Raw genomic sequence first — 17677 nt, forward strand, 5'->3', positions numbered from 1 at the left:
ATTCTGCTAAAGATAGTCATCATTTGAATTAACGCTTTCTGGCAATGGATAGCGTTATTTCTGCTAACGTCCGCGTGGGTTTTCCGTATTCACTGTTCAGGCGATATGCCATTATTTCCCGCTTAACCGTTTTATTTCCGGGGGGAATATGCCTGACTTTGCCGCATCGCAATTAGTGGAAGACTTAGAAGAAAATTTATTTGGCGTGCTGGAAAAGCTGGCGGCAAACGTCGACGGCACGCAGCTGCCGCTGATCGACCTGTCATCCGGCAGCCCGCGCCAGCCGACGCCGCCGGAAATCATCGCCAGCCTGCAGAGCGCGGCGGAAAACCCCGGCAATCACGAATATTCCTCATTCTGGGGAAAACCGCAGATCCGCACGGCCATCGCCGCATTTTATCTGCGCGAATACGGCGTGGAACTCGATCCCGATCGCGAGATCGCCGTTTTTCAGGGATCGCATATTGCGGTCAGCGGCATACCGCGCGCGTTGCTTAATCCCGGCCAGGTGCTGATTTCCACCGATCCCTGCTATCCCCTTTACCGCTCTGCGGCCAGGCAGTCGCAGGCCGATTTTTACGGCATTCCACTGGATGAAAGCACCGGTTTCCTGCCGGACTTCAGCCGGGTTCCCGAGGATATCGCCCGTCGCGGCGGCCTGCTGGTGCTTAACTATCCGCACAATCCTACCGGCGCGATGGCGACGCCGGCCCTGTTCCAGGCCGCGCTGGAATTTGCCGAAAACTATCACCTGCCGCTACTGCATGACTTTGCCTACGCCTCGATTGGCAGCCACCGCCAGGATCGGCCGATCAGCCTGCTGTCGCAGCCCGGCGCTAAACAGTGGGGCGTCGAGGTGTATACCATGTCGAAAAGCTTCCTGATGGCCGGCTGGCGCTTTGGCTTTGCGGTGGGCAATGCCTCGATTATCAGCGCTTTTAAGAAGCTGCACACCCACAGTTACAGTACCGTGTATGGCGCCGTTCAGGATGCCGCGGTCACCGCGCTGGAGCTGCCGAGCGAACGCATTGACGCGCTGGCCGATATCTATCATCAGCGACGCGAGCAGGTTTTTACCAGGCTGGCGGAGATGAACTGGCCGGTGAGGAAACAGCAAGGCACCTTCTTCCTGTGGCTGCCGGTGCCGGAGGGCTTTAGCGGCGAGGATTTTGTCGGCAAGCTTCTGCACGAGGCCCATGTGCTGGTTGCACCGGGTGATGGATTTGGTGAGCACGCCAGTCAGTATATTCGCATCAGCCTGACGGTGCAGACTGAGCTGCTGATGGCCGCGCTGGATCGCATTGCGGCGTTGGAATTTTTTGCGGGATGAAGGTGCTGAGGAGTTGACTCCTCAGCAGTGCGGCAAGCTGCTAGCGAACCCGCCGCGCGTTAATCATTTCGGAAAATCAGTGCCGACCGAGGTATCTTTCCAGGCTTCAACCTGGGAAAGACGCGCTTTGAGTTTCGCCGTTACCGCATCGTGACCCCAGGCGCCCATCACCAGATGCCGCGGCGCATCGTCGGTGTGGGTGATGGCAATCATTGCCTGCGCGGCGCGCACCGGATCGCCCGCCTGCTTGCCGCTGTTTTCGGCGGTGCCTTTCATCCTGGCGGCGGCGGTTTCCTCGTAATCATTAATTTTGCTTGGCGTCTGATGCAATGAACGACCGGCCCAGTCGGTGCGGAACGGTCCCGGCTCGACGCAGGTGACGTGAATGCCTAACGGACCCACTTCCGCCAGCAGGGAATCTGACCAGCCTTCTACCGCATGTTTGCTGGCAGAGTAATAGCCCGAGCCTGGGAAGCCAATAATGCCCGCCACCGAGGTGATATTGATAATGTGTCCGCTGCCCGCTTTACGCATGGTCGGCAGCACTTCGCGGGTCATGGCAAACAGGCCAAAGACGTTGGCATCAAACTGGGCGCGGATTTCCTGCTCTTCACCCTCTTCCACCGAGGTCTGATAGCCATAGCCGGCGTTATTGACCAGCACATCGATGGTGCCGAATTTCGCCAGCGCCGCCTCAACCCCTTTTTTAATGGTGCTGCTGTCGGTCACGTCCAGCGCCAGTGCCAGCGCGCGATCTTCCACGCCGGTCACCAAATCCTCAATTTTTGATTTATCCCGCGCGGTGACCACTACGCGGTAATTCTGTTTCAACAGCTCTTTTACCAGTTCGCGCCCAAAACCTGTTGAGCAGCCGGTAATAAACCAGACGGGATTCTTGTCAGTAGCCATGTTGTTATCCTCAGTTCTGCAGTGTTGAAAATGAGAACCCCACCACGAACGCAGTGGGGAAAAGCATGACCCAAAGCGTAGTTGCTGAAACGCCTCGCTGCCTGGTTGCTTTGTGCGAAAGTATGTCCCGACCGACGCGGAGCCGCGGCAGTCGGGCCGATGAAGGCATTAGCGAAGATTCCGTGGCGGCCCTATTTCTGCTTAATAGCCGCGCGACCGGTCAACCAGGCCGATCATCGTTTCGCCCCGTTCAAAGCGGCGAATATTCTCCAGCAGCGCGCGCACCGCACTTTCGGGCTGGGTCTGGCTGGCGATATGCGGCGTCAGCCAGATGGCCGGATGGGTCCAGAACGGATGATCTTGCGGCAGCGGTTCTGGCGAAGAGACGTCAATCACCGCCGCCAGCAGCTGACCACTTTCCAGCGCGTCCAGCAGGTGTTGATGATGAAGGTGCTTGCCGCGCCCCACCTGCACCAGCGACGCGCCCGGCGGCAGCTGGCTGAACAGCGAAGCATTCAGGATGCCTTCGGTGGCGGGCGTCAGCGGCAGCAGGCAAATCAGGATATCGCTGCGTGCCAGAAACGCGCCAAGCTCGGCGTCACCGACAAAGCTGCTGACGCCGGGGATGGCTTTGGCCGAGCGGCTCCAGCCGGCGCAGTCGAAGCCCAGTTGCACCAGCGGCGCTAAGGCCGCCTCGCCCAGTTCACCCACGCCCATCACCCCCACCCGACAGTGTGCCGCGGGTTTGCTGCCATGGCCGAGCCACAGCTGCTGACGCTGCTGATGCAGATAGCGCGGCATATTGCGGTGCAAACCGAGCACGGCGAAGGTGACGTATTCCACCATCCCCTGGGTCAGGCCCGGTTCGATCATCCGCACCACCGGCAGTTCTGGCGGCAGGCGGGAATAATCAAACTGGTCGGCCCCGGCACCCACCGAGAACAGCACCTTCAGATTCGGGAACTGCTGCAAGATCTCCTCCGGCGGCTGCCAGGCCACCAGATAGTCGATGCTTGCAGAATCGCCGATGTCTGGCCACTGGCGGAAGCTGGCGTCCGGGGCCAGTTGCGCCAGCAGATCCGCCCACAGATCGCCGCGTTCAGAGGCGGATTTATAGAGGATATTCATCAGGCCATCGCCTGCGACATCAAGCCAAACGCCAGCATTCCTTGCGGCTGCCAGGGCTTGCCGTGGATCATCGCCACCGGGCGGTCAACTTCCAGCAAACCCAAAGTATTAAGCCAGTCGCCGAGGCCGGTTTCGCTGCTGGTATCCAGGCGAACAAACTGCCCCTGCAATCCCGCCAGCAGCGCGCTAATCAGCACCTTTGCACGCGGAAGATCGCGGCAGATAACCGGGCCAACGCTATAGCCGTGACCAAAACGCCGCAGGCAGGCAAAACCTTGCACCGTGCCCTGCTCTTCCAGCAGTAAAATTCGCTCTGCGCTGTCGAACAGGGTGTCGATAAGCTGCGGCCGGTATTGACCGTGCGCCTGACGATCCAAAGTGGTCATCAGCGCCAAATCGTCACGGCAGGCAGGCCGCAGCAGCTGCCCCTGTTCAGGTAACAGCGGGATCACTTCGGCCAGTTCACGGCACTGATGCTGTTCTATGTGCCCACAGGCGACAAACCCCAGCTTCTCGTACAGCGGTTGCCCCATCTCCGTGGCGTGCAGGCGCGCGTTGCGCCCTTCCAGCTTTTGCAGCGCGGTTTGCATCAGCTGCTTGCCAATCCCTTTGCCCTGCGCCTGGTCGGCGACAATCACCAGTCCAATCGAGGCGTAATCCTCGCCCCAGCGCCAGAAAATTGTCGTGCCCAGCAGTTCACCGTCCTGTTCCACGGCGATCCCCTCGCCCAGCTGCAGCGCCTGTTGCCAGTCCGCCAGCCGGTGCGGCCACTTGAGGTGTTGGGTCAGAGCAAAGGCCTGTTGAAGATGCCGGTCCTGCAGTGCGCAAATCGGGTAACTCATGCTTATTCCTTTACGGCTGAAGGCAAAAAAAACGCCCATCTCGGGTGATGAGAATGGGCGTATTTGCGCTTCTTTTTCAACTGTTTTTGCTTCAGGCGAGCCTGAACGGTCAGATCTGGAAGTCGAGTACCGGCTCCTCGGTGGTGACCGCCAACGCCTGACGCTTGATCTCTTCCAGCGACAGATTGGCATTGCACAACTCAAGGAATTGCCAGACAAAGTTGCGCTGCAGCTGGCCGCGCTTCAACCCCAGCCAGACGGTGTTGGACTCGAACAGATGCTTGGCTTCCAGTCGGGTCAGCGACGAATGCTCGTCCAGCTGGCAGGCCTGATCGGCCAGCACGCCGACACCTAAGCCTAATTCGACATAGGTTTTCACCACGTCGGAATCCTGCGCGCTTAACACGATGTCCGGCTTCAGGCTGGCAGAATGGAAGGCGCGGTCAACGCGCGAACGTCCGGTGATGCCCTGGCGGTAGGTGATTAACGGATAGCGGCTCAGCGCTTCCAGCGAGACCGGCTGCTGCTGCTCCAGCTCATGCCCTTTCGGCACCAGCAGCGCATGATGCCAGTTAAACCACGGGAAAGCGGCCAGCGCCGGGTTATTCACTACCTGCTCGCTGGCGATCCCGACATCGGCTTCGCCTGCAGCCAGCATGGTAACGATCTCCTGCGGAGATCCCTGGTTCAGTTCAACGCGGACATTAGGATAGAGCGCACGGAAGGCTTTGATCACCTTCGGCAGAGAATAGCGTGCCTGAGTGTGGGTGGTGGCGATGGTCAGCACGCCGCTGGATTCATTGGTGAAGACGTCCGCCAGGCGGCGCACCTTGCCCGCTTCATCGAGGATGCGTTCAGCAATGGTCAACAGCGCTTTACCGGGTTCGGTCATGCCGAGCAGACGTTTGCCACGACGGATAAACAGCTCCACGCCCAGTTCATCTTCCAGATCCCGGATATGGCGACTGACGCCCGATTGCGAAGTGAATAACGTATTGGCAACTTCGGTAAGATTAAAGTCGCAGCGTGCGGCTTCCCTGATGATTTTAAGCTGTTGAAAATTCACGCGCGCGCCCCTTTCTGTTTTCTGTTGGATAACGACATGTTAAGGAGGCTAATCGATATCAACAAATAATAAAAAAAGGTTTTATATGCTTTTTAGTGCTAAGAAGTGAGGCGCGCAACCGCGCGCCCGACAGAGGGGATTAGCTCACTAACATCAGTTCGCGGTCTTCGACCACCGGCTTGTTCAGCAGCGATAACAGAATATTTTTCACCGCCTGCGCCGATGGCGACAGCGGCACGCGGGCAGAGACGTTCAGCGACAGCGGCAGATTCAGCGTTGGGCTGTTAATTCGCGCCATCCACGCATTGGTCGAACTGACCAGCGCACGGGCAGCAGATTCTGGCAATACGGTGACACCCATTCCGCTGGAAACAGCGGCGGTCAGCGTGGCGATAGATTCGATTTCACCGATAATGCGGGCGCTGAGGCGACGCAGTGAGAAGGCTTCATCAACGCGTTTACGCACGGCGCTGTAATCACGCGGCAGGAACAGGTTCATCAGCGCCACGTCGGCCAGGTCAATGGTCTGTCCAGGACAGTCCGTTGCGCCAACCAGATACAATTCTTCTTTCATCAGCGGCATGCTGGTGATGCCAGCCGTAGGCGCACGATCGTAGAGCACCGCCATGTCAAGCTGCCCATTCATCACTTTTTCGTTTAATGACGAGCCGCTGTTCTCATGCAGATAAACCAGCACATCCGGGAATTGCTCACGCACGGTTTGCAGTAAAGGCATGGTCAGCGATGACGCTGCGGTGCCCGGTGCAAGTCCGATAGAGACCTGACCATTCAGTGACTGACCGGCATTGATCACCGCGGTCTGGGCCTGCTCACATTGGCGCAAAATGGTGCGGGCATGGGAATACAGGATCTTGCCCGCTTCGGTTGGCGTCACGCCACGCTTGGTGCGGATCAACAATTGCTGGTCCAGTTCATTCTCAAGCATCGCGACCTGCTGGCTGAGGGCAGGCTGTGCAATATGCAGGACTTCTGCGGCCTGAGTCAGGCTGCCGATGTCGACGATTTTTACGAAATATTTGAGTCGTCGTAAGTTCATGTTGCCTCCGTCACGGATCCCCGAATGCCATTTTCACTGGCGTAAGAAATAAGTTTTCACTCTGGTGCACGGAGATAATTGCAATCACCGTGCCAGAATTTTCTTAAGGGGAGAGTTCAGGGCCAGCTTATGGCTAACAGGCGGTAAAATAAGAGAATCTGATTACCCCTTTAGGGTTAATCATAATTATTTATACCTTGGTGGGGGAGACAGACAGGATTGGCGCACTGCATTGGTGCAAAAATTGCTGTCCAGGCGTGCATGTAACCGTTACCACGTCGTCGAAAGGGCCAGAACAGTGATGTTCTGGCCCTTAGCGTGTGTTGCAGAATGACTTAACGTTTCTTGCGGTTGCGGTACATATCGATGGAAACCGCGGCCACGATGATGATGCCTTTAATGATGTCCTGCACGTAAGCATCGACGCCGACGAAGGTGAAGCCGCTCTTGATCAGCCCGAGAATCACCGCACCAATCAGCGTACCGGTGATGCGACCGACGCCGCCCATCAGGCTGCTGCCGCCGATAACCGCTGCGGCGATGGCATCCAGCTCGTACGACATCCCCATGCTTGACTGGCCGCTACTGACGCGCGCCGCCAGCACCACACCGGCCAGACCGGACAGGCCACCGGCGATGGTATAAACGATGATCAGGTATTTGTTAACGTTAATCCCGGACACCTTCGCCGAGGTCATGTTGCCGCCAATGGCGTAAACATATTTACCGTAACGAGTGTGCTTCAGGGCAATGTGGAAGATCACCGCCACCACCAGGAAGATGATAACCGGCATCGCGCCCTGACCAATCGAGGTGAAGCCATCAGACAGGAAGCTGATAGGGTTACCCTGAGTGTAATACTGCGCCAGACCGCGCGCCGATACCATCATCCCCAGTGTGGCAATAAAAGGAGGGATGCCGGTACGGGTGATCAGCACGCCGTTGATCACCCCGGCGAGGAACCCGACCCCCACCCCGGCGACAATCGGTACCACCGCAGGCAGGTTCACCAGCGACGGATACATTGGCGTCAGGCTGTCGGAGGTTTGTGCCAGACTGGCCGCCACCACCGCAGTTAACGCAATCACCGACCCGGACGACAGGTCGATCCCCGTGGTAATAATGACCTGCGTCACCCCCACGGCAATGATCCCGATAATCGCCACCTGCAGCACAATCAGCACCAGGCGATTTGGGTTCATCAGAAACGACTGGTCACGCACATACCAACCGAAGGCTTCAAAGATCAGCGCAATGCCGACCATCACGATAAAGATACCGGTGTCTTTCGGCAATTTGCCTTTCAGACTGGAGAATACAGAAGCCGAGGGGGCCGGCTGTTGAGTTGTCATTTTTACATCACTCATAGGGTTACCTTACGTCCTTACTCGGACGCCAACGACAAAATGGTTTCCTGGTCAGCCTCTTCTTTATCGAGGATGCCGGTAATACGACCGCCGTGCATCACCATCACCCGGTCACTCATGCCCAGAATTTCAGGCAGTTCAGAAGAGACCATAATGATGGCGACGCCACGGTTCGCCAGTTCGCTTATCAGGCGGTAAATTTCCGCCTTGGCGCCCACATCGATGCCGCGTGTTGGCTCATCGAGGATCAGGACTTTTGGCTGCGCCAGCAGCCAGCGCGCAATCAGCACCTTCTGCTGGTTACCGCCACTCAGGTTGTTGATGATTTGGTCCATGGTCGGCGTTTTGATGTTCAGTCGCCGGATTTGCTCCATGCAGTCCTTCGCCATCTGCACATGACTGACGAAACCGCCCTTGCTGCTGTATTCCGGCATGTTGACGATGCTCATGTTCTCCATCACCGACAGCACCAGGAACAGCCCGGACTTTTTGCGATCCTCGGTCAGGAACGCCAGCCCTTTTTCAATTGCCGTGGAAGGCGAATCGATTTTGGTGGGCACGCCGTCAATCAGGATTTCGCCGCCGTCGATGCTGGTCATGCCAAACAGGCTTTCCATCACCTCACTGCGGCCGGCACCCACCAGCCCGGCCACGCCGAGGATTTCACCGCGACGCACGCTGAAGCTGATGTCATGGAACACGTCCTTGCGATACAGATTGCGTACCGTCAGCACGTCCTGGCCAATATCATTGTTGAATTTCGGGAACAGCTGGGTCAGTTCGCGCCCCACCATCTGGGTAATCAGTGACTGGCGGGAATAGCTGGCGGTACTGTCGCTGCCCACCCACGCGCCATCACGGAACACGCTGACTTCATCGGTAATGGCAAAGATCTCATCCATTTTGTGGCTGATATAGATGATGGCTTTGCCCTGCTCACGCAGGTCACGAATGATGGCAAACAGGTGCGAGACTTCCGTTTCGGTCAGCGCCGAGGTCGGTTCGTCCATGATCACCACGTCGGCATTCCACGACACCGCTTTGGCAATCTCCACCATCTGCTGGGAAGCGATGCTTAACTCCCCGACCATCCGCTCCGGCGTCAGGCGAATATTCAGTTTCGCCAGCAGCTCTTTGGTCATCTTGTTGAGTTTGCCGTGGTCGACAAAGCCATACTTCATCGGCTCACGACCCAGCCAGATATTTTCGGCAACGGTCATATGAGGGACTAAGTTGAGTTCCTGATGGATCATCGAGATACCTGAACGCAGCGCGTCCATGGTGTCGACAAACTGCACCGGCTCCCCTTTAACTTTTATTTGTCCCTCATCGGGACGGTAAATCCCGATGAGGCACTTCATTAAAGTGGATTTGCCCGCGCCATTTTCGCCCATCAGCGCATGGACAGTTCCTGCCTTCACGCGTAAAGAGACATTACTTAATGCTTTTACGCCCGGAAAAAACTTGCTGATGCCTTCGGCTTCAAGCGCATATGCGGCCATTCTTCACCTCCGTACGGCGGGGTTATTTTTGGTTCATGCTGGTGAATTTTTCGTAGTTGTCTTTGGTGATCAGCTGGAATGGGATATCCACGATCTTCTGCACTTTTTCACCATTGGCCAACTTCACCGCAGTTTTCACTGCACCCTCGCCTTGACCCTTGGCATCCTGGAACACGGTCGCGACCATCTTGCCGTTTTTAATCATCTGCAATGCATCTGGCGTACCATCGACACCGGCAACCAGGATGTGAGAATCGTTTTTACCGAGCGCCTGCAGGGCACCGATCGCCATTTCATCGTTGTTAGCGGCAATCGCGTTGATGTCATCACCGGCGGTTAACCAGTTGCTGACCACATCGACGGCATCGTTACGGGTGAATTTAGCGGTTTGTTCTTTGGTGACTTTCATACCTGGGTATTTGGCGATGATCGCTTTCACGCCGGCGGTACGTTTACGGGTGGATTCGTTGGCAAGGTCACCCAGCAGGATGGCGACGTTACCTTTATAGTTCATGTTTTTTGCCAGCGCTTCCATCTGCAGACGACCGGCCAGCTCAGAATCCGAGCCAACATAGGCCATTTTGTCCACCAGCGGCTGAGCCGGTTCGCGGTTCACGAAGATCAGCGGGATGCTGGCTTTCGCCGCCAGGTCCATAATCGGCTTCACGGCGTTGGTATCCACCGGGTTGACGATGATGGCGTCAACGCCCTGGCCGATAAAGTTCTGCACCTGGGAAAGCTGCTGTGCGACATCACCCTTAGCGTCTTCAACCTGCCCTTTCACGCCCTCTTTCTGCATCTCTTTCTGCATGGAGGTACGCAGAATGGTCAGAAAGTTGTCATCAAACAGCGCCATAGAAACACCGACCTGCAAATCTTTTGCGAAGACGGAAACGGGTAACATACACACTAACAGCGACGCTAAAATCGTTTTTTTCACGTTCATGGCTAAGCCCTTTTTATCGTTAGTATGCGCAGGCTGGTTGTTACATCGAATGAAAATTTCTTTTACATTCACTCAACTTCACCGACGGCTTCAGTAAAATGTAGGGTAAATCATGCTTAAGGTAAGACCCGACTGCTGTAAACGCTCCTTTCAATTACTCGTAGTAAATCATCATGTTAAACCTGCTATTTCGATCTTAATCTGGCCGCCCGTTACCATCAGCCTGCGAACCAGTTCATTTGTTTCATAATAACGTCATATGAAATTTTCAATATGAAACCACCGAAACGCCTGTTTTAAAATCGACAAATAACAAAAATTTGACACACCTCTAACATCGGCAAAGGATTCCGATCAAAGTGAGATCTGGCGCATGAGATTGCATTTTGAGCAGGTGGGTGGCAAAAACGACGATTCGCTGTTTTTGCCAGCAAACGCACGCGATTTTTGCATTCGCCCTTTGACAAGCGACGGTGCTGCCGATAACATGCGCCCCGTTGAAACAATTCCTCTGTAGTTCAGTCGGTAGAACGGCGGACTGTTAATCCGTATGTCACTGGTTCGAGTCCAGTCAGAGGAGCCATACATTGAAAAGCCCGCTCAGGGAAACCTGAGCGGGCTTTTTGCTTTTCTGAATCTGAACGAATCTTGGTATAAGCGGATTGCAAAACTCATCCGGGCCAATCATCAGCGTTACATTTATAAGGCGGCGTTTAACGCAGGAAAGCGTTTGAGTAATTTCGCGAACAGCTCAGACATCTGCTGTTCCAACGCTAATTCGCTACCCTCGCCTGCCTGCACCGCCGCAAATACCTGATGCTTAAGGAAGTGACGCCAAACCACCGGGCGCTGCGCGAGGAAGAGGGTCAGCAGATGGTAGCGTTGCGGCGTCCACAGTGTTTCAAACTCACGGCGGGCGCTACCCACGTCAAAGTGCTCCCCGTTACTTTCCGGCATCTGGCTGCGTAAACCCGCAGTACCAACTTCATCAATCTCGCCCTGCTCCAGCATCACGCCGTACTGCTCTCGCGCTGCCTGTTCGCTGAGAAAACCGCACTGCACATCCTGTAATACCGCCTGCGCGCTGCGATTTTTCGCCAGGCCGTAGCCGCCAGCGCCGGGGCCTTTAATGGCGACGACATCCCCCGGTCCGCAGTGGATCACGTCGGTATTGCCGTGCTCGGTGACGCGTCCGTCGGCGTGTTCAGTGCGGAACCACGAGGTGCTGCCCGCCCTGCCGCCCGCCGCGCCCGCCGAGGAGAACACCGAGCGATTGCGATTGCGGGCGGTAATTGTCGTATTCGGCACGAACACCTCAAACGCCATCTCCGTTGCCAGCCCGCCGCGATACTCCCCTGCCCCGGCGCTGTCGGGCGCCAGCCCGTAGCGGTGGAAACGCACCGGCACTTCCGTTTCATTAATCTCAATCGGCGTATTCTTCAGAAACGCCGACAGGCCGCCGGAGCCATCGGGGCCATCGTGCTTCGGCGTGCCGCCCGCACCGCCGCCAACCGGACCGAGCGAGGCAACCACGCTGCGATTCTGCCCGTCAACAGTGCGGATATTGATGATGGAATTGCCGCCCGGCGAGTTAGCCGGCAGGCGCTCCGGCATTGCCAGAGAAAACGCGCCGACGGTGGCGATCTGCGACATCGCGCAGGTCAGCGAACGCATTCCCACCGCCGCCGGAGCTTCGCAGTTCATAATGGTGCCCGGCGGCAATATTGCCCGCGTCGGGCGCAGCGTTCCGGCATTTAGTAGCAGTGAACTGTCAAGGGTGGAGAGCACATAGGTGACGCCAACCAGCGCCAGCGGATGGCGTTCGCGCCCGCCGGTTGGCATATTCAACGACGACATAAGTTGCGGATCGCTGCCGGTGTAATCCAGCTCCAGCACCTCGCCTTTGACGCGCAGCGTGACGGCGATGCGGCAAGGATAGCCGCCCTCACCGTCTTCATCTGCATAGTCGGCGTAGAAATAGTCGCCGTCGGGAATGGTCCTGATAATACTGCGCGCCTGCTGCTCGGCGTAGTCGAGAATGCCTTCAATGCCACTGAGGAAGTCGTCGACACCGAAGCGGGCGATGATCTCCTGCACCTTACGCTCGCCGATATTTACCGAAGCGATCTGTGCGTTGAAGTCGCCCCAGTTCTGCTCAGGCGCTCGCACGTTGAGGCGCATAATGCACGCCACCTCTTCGTTCAGCACCCCGCCGCTGATGATTTTCAGCGGCGGAATGCGGATACCCTCCTGCACGATTTCGGTTAGCGAGCGCGACAGCGAGGCCGGAACCGCGCCGCCAACGTCGGTGTTATGGATATGCCCGACTACAAAGCACACCACCTCACCATGATGGAACACGGGTTTCCAGATATGGATATCCGGCGAGTGAGTGGCCACATTACCGGCGTAGGAGTCGTTGGTGATGCAGATATCCCCTTCCTGATAGCCGTCGATCAGTTCCAGTACCGGACCGTAGTCAATGCCGCTGTACCACGGCGCGCCGAAGCTGCGCGGTGAGGCGAACGCCATACCGCTGCGATTGACAATCTGGCAGGAGAAATCCTCCGTCTCTTTAACGAAGGTGGAGTGCGCGGTGCGCATCAGGGTAAAGGCCATCGCATCAGCGGCGGCGGCGCAGTAGTTGGCGAGTATTTGCAGGTTACGACCATCAATTGCCATGATGCGCTCCGGTTTGCGGGGTAATAATCAGATTGCCGAAGCGGTCGACATCGACCTGCATTTGCGGCGGAACACAGGTGGTGCAGTCATCCTGAGTGATAATCACCGGGCCGCTCAACTGGTGCCCGGCCAGCAGCGCGCCACGCGATACCACACCAACCTGCCACCACTGGCCGTCAATCCACGCGTCCACTTCACTCAGTACCGTCACCGGCCCGCTGGCCTGCGCCAGGGTGATGAGGCGCGGTTTCGGCGTTGGCGAAGAGAGCACCAGCCGCAGGTTGATCAATTGCACTGCCGCGCGCTCATCATGGTGACCGAAAAGGCGGGTGTGATGGGCGTCAAACGCGGCGCGCACGGCAGCGAGATCTCCCGCCAGCAGCCACGATTCCTGCAGCGCCACATCGATTTCAAACGATTGGCCGCGATAGCGCATATCGGCGGAGAAACTCAGTTGATACGGCAAATCGGCACCGTATTCGCGCGCCAGCCAGCCTTCGGCTTCGGTGCGCAAATCCTGCGAGTTGTCCTTCAGGTCTTCAGCCACCGCCGCCGTCAGGTCGCAGTAAACCGTGCGAATAAAGTCATTTTTCACATCCGCCACCAGCCCGCCCAGCGCTGACAGTACGCCCGGCGTTGGCGGCACCACCACGCCTTTTAGTTTCAGCTCACGGGCCAGGAAGCAGCCCATCATTGGGCCGGCACCGCCAAAGGCGAGGAAGTAGAACTCACGCGGGTCGAGGCCGAAGCGCGATATCAATCCGCTGGTGTCGCTGTACATGCTGGAGATCGCCAGTGCGATGATGTTTTCAGCCGTTTCTTCAACACTGATACCGAGCGGTGCGGCCAGTTTTTCTACCGCCGCACGCGCCCCGGCCACATCAACCTGCACCGCGTTATAGCCCAGATCGCCGTGCCCGATCAGCCCGCAGGCGGCAAAGGCATCGGTGGCGGTGGCTTCGGTGCCACCACGCCGGAAACACACCGGGCCAGGCAGTGAACCGGCGCTGTCCGGCCCGACCTGAAGGACGCCAAGGCTGTCCAGCCAGGCGATTGATCCGCCGCCCTGACCGACCGAGGTGACCGATACCGATGGGATGTAGATCGGGAAATCACCGATAATTTCCCCGCTGCCGTACTCCGGGCGGCCGTCGATAATGACCGCCACATCGGCGCTGGTGCCGCCTATATCAAGGCTCAGCAGGCGATCAAAACCGCAGATTTCGGCAATGTAGCTGGCGCCCATCACGCCGGAAGCGGTGCCGGACAGCACCATCTGCACGCACTCGGCTTTGGCCTGTGCCAGCCCCATTACTCCGCCGTTGGATTTGGTAATGCGCGGCAGTACCGGCACGCCCATCTCTTTCAGCGCGCGCTCGAACGAGTCCAGATAATGGATCACTTTCGGCTGCACGTAAGCGTTGATCACCGCAGTAATAGTGCGTTCGTATTCGCGAATAATCGGCCAGATCTCGGCCGAGCAGGAGGTCAGCAGGTCGGGGGCGATTTCAGCGACGATCTCGCGCACCTGCGCTTCGTTGCTGCCGTTGCGATAGCTGTGCAGCAGCGAGACGACAATGCCCTGGCAGCCGGCGGCCCGTGCGGCATCCACCGCCTCGCTCACGCTCTGACGGTCAACCGGCAGCAGTACGTTACCGTCACGGTCGCTGCGTTCTTTGATGGCGAACACGCGGTCGCGGGTGATCAGCGGTGCCGGGCGGCGCGAGAACAGGTCGTGGATATGCGGGATTTTCAGGCGCGCCAGTTCCAGCACGTCGCAGAAGCCCTCGGTGGCAAACAGCGCCAGCTTAACGCCCTTGCGCTGGATCACCGCATTCACCCCGACGGTGGTGCCATGGGTGAAGTAGTGAATATCGGCAGGGTTAATGCCGTCGCGCTGCTGGAATGCCGCCAGCCCGGTGGTGATTTCATTGCCGGGGCTGTCGGGCCGCGACAAGACTTTCAGGGTGCGGATGCTGTTATCGCGCTCGTCGAGCAGCGCAAAGTCAGTAAACGAGCCGCCGATATCGACGCCAACGCGGTAAGTCATGGAGTACGGTCCTCTGGTGGGGTGGGAATAAATTCCATCAATCGTTCTGGCTGTGCCACTGGCTTCCAGCCCGCGCGGCGATAGACGTCATGCGCGTCGTCGGTCGCCAGCATCCAGCGTTTTATGGTTTTCAATTCAGGGTGATGGATAATCGAGGCAGCAAACCAGCGCCCTAAGCCTTTGCCACGATGCGCTGCGTCAATCATCACGTCGCTAAGATAGGCAAAGCGGCTGTAGTCGGTGATCAGGCGGCCAAATCCCACCTGCTGCTGCTGGTAATAGATGCCGAAGGTCATCGATGCGGCGAGGGAGCGTTCGGTCATCTCCAGCGTCTGCCCCTGCGCCCAGTAACTGTGTTCGGAGATCTGCCCGTGAACCCAGGCAATATCTATTTTTTGCGGGTCGCTGCTTAACAGATACTCATCGCGCTGCCATTCAGCAACGGCAGGCACAAACGGCTTTAGCATAGGGAGCCCTGACTGTTTTCTGATGTTAAAAACAGTGTAGAGCCATTAACGGTGAGAGTTTTTTTGTTGATAAGGGTAAGGACAGCGTTTTGTGGGGAATTGCGGGCGGGTGGGGAAATATTCTGCCGGTGCGATGTTGCATCACGGGCGGACCGAAAAAGAGGTCCGCCCCTACTTCTTCCGGGTATGCATAACCTGACAGTCCAGGCGCGGCCATACAACAACTAGCCTGACCAGGTAAAAAATTAAAACTCAACCTGCGTATGACGAGCGATCAGCGAGCGTAGCGGGACGCTGCTTTTCATAATCGGTGATTTAATCACGATATAACTGAAGTACTTATCGATGCCCACTTTGGCGTCCAGCAGCCCTTCAATCACTTCCTGGTAATGCTCAATACTGCGGGTGATAAAACGCAGCAGATAGTCGTAGCCGCCGGTGATCAGGTGGCACTCCATCAGTTCGTCCACTTCACGGATCGCATTCTCGAACTTGAGGAAATCTTCGCGTCGGTGTCCGGATAGCGTCACTTCGGTAAACACCGTCACCGAATCGGTGATTTTGGTGAGGTTAATGTGCGCTTCGTAACCAGTAATAAAACCCGCAGTTTCCAGACGCTTTACGCGTTGCAGGCAGGGGCTGGGCGAAAGCCCGACTGTATCGGCAAGATTGACATTGCTGATACGACCATCTTTCTGTAGCTGTACCAGAATGTTGATGTCGATACGGTCCAGTTTCATTAAGCCGTTCATAAAACCCCTCATTGGTTCACATCACCCAAATGGTATAGCACGCTTAATCACTGATACGCCAGTGATTTAACATCGCGTGCTATCCGAGCGTAATTATCAATAAATGCAATAATATCAATGAGGAAGAATTATCAGCCCAGGCGTCCCGTGGCGCGCGCCAGTGCGATATCAAAGATATGCAGCGCTTCTTCCAGTTGCGAATCGCTGGTCACCAGCGGTGCGAGGAAGCGCACGGTATTACGGTGCAGGCCGCATTTGATCAACAGCAACCCTTCCTGACAGGCACTGTCGAGGATCTTCTGCGTCAGCGCCGCGTCAGGATGTTTGGTTTCGAAGTCGATAATCTCTACCGCCTGCATAAAGCCGATGCCGCGCACTTCGCCGATGCAGGCATATTTATCCGCCAGCTGCTGCAAGCGTGCATTCATCTGCTCGCCGAGCTGGTTGGAGCGCTCCAGCAGATTGCCATGCTCCAGCAGATCCAGCACTGCCAGCGATGACGCGCAGGCCAGCGCATTCCCGCCGTAGGTGCCACCAAGACCGCCAGGTGTTGGCGCATCCATAATCGCCGCTTTACCGACCACACCGGAAATCGGCAGGCCGCCGCCGAGGCTTTTCGCCACGGTCACCAGGTCCGGCACAATCCCGCTATGCTGGAAGGCAAACATCTTGCCGGTCCGTCCAAAGCCGGTCTGCACTTCATCGCAGATCAGTAGAATGCCATGACGCGTGGTGATCTCACGCAGCGCCTGCATAAACGCCGGGGAAGCTGGCAGGAAGCCGCCGTCGCCCTGCACCGGTTCGATAATAATCGCCGCCACGCGCTCCGGCAGGATCTGCACTGCAAACAGCGTATCCAGCGCTTTTAAGCAGTCCGCTTCTGAAATATCGTGGAACGCATTCGGGAACGGCACGCGGTAAATATCGCCGGGGAACGGGCCGAAATTCTGCTTATACGGCTGACTCATACCGGTTAAGGTTACGCCTAATAAGGTACGGCCATGGAACGCACCATCAAACGCAATAATGCCGGGGCGATTGGTGTGCGCACGGGCAATTTTTACCGCGTTTTCTACCGCTTCCGCACCGCTGGTGAAGAACACGCTTTTGAACTCTTCACCCGCACCAACCAGCTTATTCAGGCGCTTGGCCAGTTCGATATAGCCCGGATAGGCTGCCACCTGGAAGCAGGCATGGGACACTAACTGCAACTGCTCGGTCACGGCATTGATCACCGCCGGATGGCTGTGGCCGACGTTTAATACGCCGATGCCTCCAACGAAATCTAAATAACGATTGCCTTCCACGTCCCACACTTCAGAACCTTTACCTTTGGCAATCACAATCGGGTGTGCGGTGACGATGCCACGCGGCACGTTCTCGGCACGGGCGTCCAGTAACAGGGCGTTATCAGAAAATGTCTGCTGCTCAGCCAGTAAATTATGCATTGTATGCCTCATTGACGTGAAGATGATGAATTGCCCCAACGGGCATCTGCAAAGTATCGCAATAAGCCGGACCATTAAGCTGCCGTTCCGGGGGCGGCAGCGGCATTAGCTTTCGTAATTCGGGCCAATCT

Annotated in this window: 14 protein-coding genes and 1 tRNA gene; 2 read left to right on the forward strand and 13 right to left on the reverse strand. The window is 57.0% G+C overall.

Features of this window, described 5'->3' with window-relative positions; all coding sequences use genetic code 11:
- Nucleotides 1–148: 148 nt before the first annotated feature.
- On the forward strand, nt 149–1330 hold the full coding sequence (locus EBC_RS15785; protein ID WP_013202829.1) for an aminotransferase class I/II-fold pyridoxal phosphate-dependent enzyme: 1182 nt from the start codon (nt 149–151) through the stop codon (nt 1328–1330).
- Between the two features lie 63 nt (nt 1331–1393).
- Here EBC_RS15785 and EBC_RS15790 read toward each other — a convergent pair whose 3' ends face one another.
- The 8 genes from EBC_RS15790 to EBC_RS15825 form a co-directional block, all read right to left on the reverse strand.
- Complete coding sequence (locus EBC_RS15790; RefSeq protein WP_013202830.1) at nt 1394–2239, reverse strand: oxidoreductase; 846 nt, start codon at nt 2237–2239, stop codon at nt 1394–1396.
- Between the two features lie 201 nt (nt 2240–2440).
- Nucleotides 2441–3367, reverse strand: a complete 927-nt coding sequence (locus tag EBC_RS15795; RefSeq protein WP_013202831.1) for a 2-hydroxyacid dehydrogenase — start codon at nt 3365–3367, stop codon at nt 2441–2443.
- Nucleotides 3367–4209 (reverse strand): GNAT family N-acetyltransferase, encoded by an 843-nt coding sequence (locus tag EBC_RS15800; protein WP_013202832.1) that lies wholly within the window; start codon nt 4207–4209, stop codon nt 3367–3369. The genes EBC_RS15795 and EBC_RS15800 overlap by 1 nt, the downstream gene beginning before the upstream one ends.
- Before the next feature lie 109 nt (nt 4210–4318).
- The gene (cbl, locus tag EBC_RS15805; protein ID WP_013202833.1) at nt 4319–5275 is read right to left on the reverse strand and encodes an HTH-type transcriptional regulator Cbl; all 957 of its coding nucleotides are present in this window, start codon (nt 5273–5275) and stop codon (nt 4319–4321) included.
- A gap of 139 nt (nt 5276–5414) precedes the next feature.
- A complete protein-coding gene (nac, locus tag EBC_RS15810; protein WP_013202834.1) occupies nt 5415–6332 on the reverse strand; it encodes a nitrogen assimilation transcriptional regulator NAC in 918 nt (305 codons plus the stop codon).
- Nucleotides 6333–6667: 335 nt separating this feature from the next.
- Complete coding sequence (locus EBC_RS15815) at nt 6668–7699, reverse strand: ABC transporter permease (protein ID WP_041692054.1); 1032 nt, start codon at nt 7697–7699, stop codon at nt 6668–6670.
- A gap of 17 nt (nt 7700–7716) precedes the next feature.
- Nucleotides 7717–9201 carry a sugar ABC transporter ATP-binding protein gene (locus tag EBC_RS15820; protein WP_013202836.1) on the reverse strand — a complete coding sequence of 495 codons (1485 nt, stop codon included), beginning with the start codon at nt 9199–9201 and terminating at the stop codon, nt 7717–7719.
- Nucleotides 9202–9223: 22 nt separating this feature from the next.
- Nucleotides 9224–10147 (reverse strand): sugar ABC transporter substrate-binding protein, encoded by a 924-nt coding sequence (locus tag EBC_RS15825; RefSeq protein ID WP_013202837.1) that lies wholly within the window; start codon nt 10145–10147, stop codon nt 9224–9226.
- A 507-nt stretch (nt 10148–10654) separates the two neighbouring features.
- Here EBC_RS15825 and EBC_RS15830 point away from each other — a divergent pair.
- Nucleotides 10655–10730 (forward strand) — tRNA-Asn (locus EBC_RS15830).
- 116 nt (nt 10731–10846) lie between these two features.
- Here the strand turns inward: EBC_RS15830 and EBC_RS15835 are convergent.
- The 5 genes from EBC_RS15835 to gabT form a co-directional block, all read right to left on the reverse strand.
- Nucleotides 10847–12829, reverse strand: coding sequence for a hydantoinase B/oxoprolinase family protein (locus EBC_RS15835; RefSeq protein ID WP_013202838.1), 1983 nt, complete (start codon nt 12827–12829; stop codon nt 10847–10849).
- The gene (locus EBC_RS15840; RefSeq protein ID WP_013202839.1) at nt 12819–14879 is read right to left on the reverse strand and encodes a hydantoinase/oxoprolinase family protein; all 2061 of its coding nucleotides are present in this window, start codon (nt 14877–14879) and stop codon (nt 12819–12821) included. Before EBC_RS15840 ends, EBC_RS15835 begins: the two co-directional genes overlap by 11 nt.
- Nucleotides 14876–15346: a GNAT family N-acetyltransferase gene (locus EBC_RS15845; RefSeq protein WP_013202840.1), complete on the reverse strand. Its 471-nt coding sequence runs from the start codon at nt 15344–15346 to the stop codon at nt 14876–14878. The genes EBC_RS15840 and EBC_RS15845 overlap by 4 nt, the downstream gene beginning before the upstream one ends.
- Before the next feature lie 245 nt (nt 15347–15591).
- Nucleotides 15592–16098: an Lrp/AsnC family transcriptional regulator gene (locus EBC_RS15850; protein ID WP_013202841.1), complete on the reverse strand. Its 507-nt coding sequence runs from the start codon at nt 16096–16098 to the stop codon at nt 15592–15594.
- A gap of 131 nt (nt 16099–16229) precedes the next feature.
- Nucleotides 16230–17546, reverse strand: a complete 1317-nt coding sequence (gene gabT, locus EBC_RS15855) for a 4-aminobutyrate--2-oxoglutarate transaminase (RefSeq protein ID WP_013202842.1) — start codon at nt 17544–17546, stop codon at nt 16230–16232.
- Between the last annotated feature and the right edge of the window lie 131 nt (nt 17547–17677).

Origin of the sequence: Erwinia billingiae Eb661, from assembly GCF_000196615.1 — a bacterium.
Taxonomy (GTDB): Bacteria; Pseudomonadota; Gammaproteobacteria; order Enterobacterales; family Enterobacteriaceae; genus Erwinia; species Erwinia billingiae.

Bases quoted from the DNA above. Each gene is read 5' to 3' on its own strand.
- EBC_RS15785 (WP_013202829.1), top strand. From the start codon at position 149: ATGCCTGACTTTGCCGCATCGCAATTAGTGGAAGACTTAGAAGAAAAT.
- EBC_RS15790 (WP_013202830.1), bottom strand. From the start codon at position 2,239: ATGGCTACTGACAAGAATCCCGTCTGGTTTATTACCGGCTGCTCAACA.
- EBC_RS15795 (WP_013202831.1), bottom strand. From the start codon at position 3,367: ATGAATATCCTCTATAAATCCGCCTCTGAACGCGGCGATCTGTGGGCG.
- EBC_RS15800 (WP_013202832.1), bottom strand. From the start codon at position 4,209: ATGAGTTACCCGATTTGCGCACTGCAGGACCGGCATCTTCAACAGGCC.
- nac (WP_013202834.1), bottom strand. From the start codon at position 6,332: ATGAACTTACGACGACTCAAATATTTCGTAAAAATCGTCGACATCGGC.
- EBC_RS15815 (WP_041692054.1), bottom strand. From the start codon at position 7,699: ATGAGTGATGTAAAAATGACAACTCAACAGCCGGCCCCCTCGGCTTCT.
- EBC_RS15820 (WP_013202836.1), bottom strand. From the start codon at position 9,201: ATGGCCGCATATGCGCTTGAAGCCGAAGGCATCAGCAAGTTTTTTCCG.
- EBC_RS15825 (WP_013202837.1), bottom strand. From the start codon at position 10,147: ATGAACGTGAAAAAAACGATTTTAGCGTCGCTGTTAGTGTGTATGTTA.
- EBC_RS15835 (WP_013202838.1), bottom strand. From the start codon at position 12,829: ATGGCAATTGATGGTCGTAACCTGCAAATACTCGCCAACTACTGCGCC.
- EBC_RS15840 (WP_013202839.1), bottom strand. From the start codon at position 14,879: ATGACTTACCGCGTTGGCGTCGATATCGGCGGCTCGTTTACTGACTTT.
- EBC_RS15845 (WP_013202840.1), bottom strand. From the start codon at position 15,346: ATGCTAAAGCCGTTTGTGCCTGCCGTTGCTGAATGGCAGCGCGATGAG.
- EBC_RS15850 (WP_013202841.1), bottom strand. From the start codon at position 16,098: ATGAACGGCTTAATGAAACTGGACCGTATCGACATCAACATTCTGGTA.
- gabT (WP_013202842.1), bottom strand. From the start codon at position 17,546: ATGCATAATTTACTGGCTGAGCAGCAGACATTTTCTGATAACGCCCTG.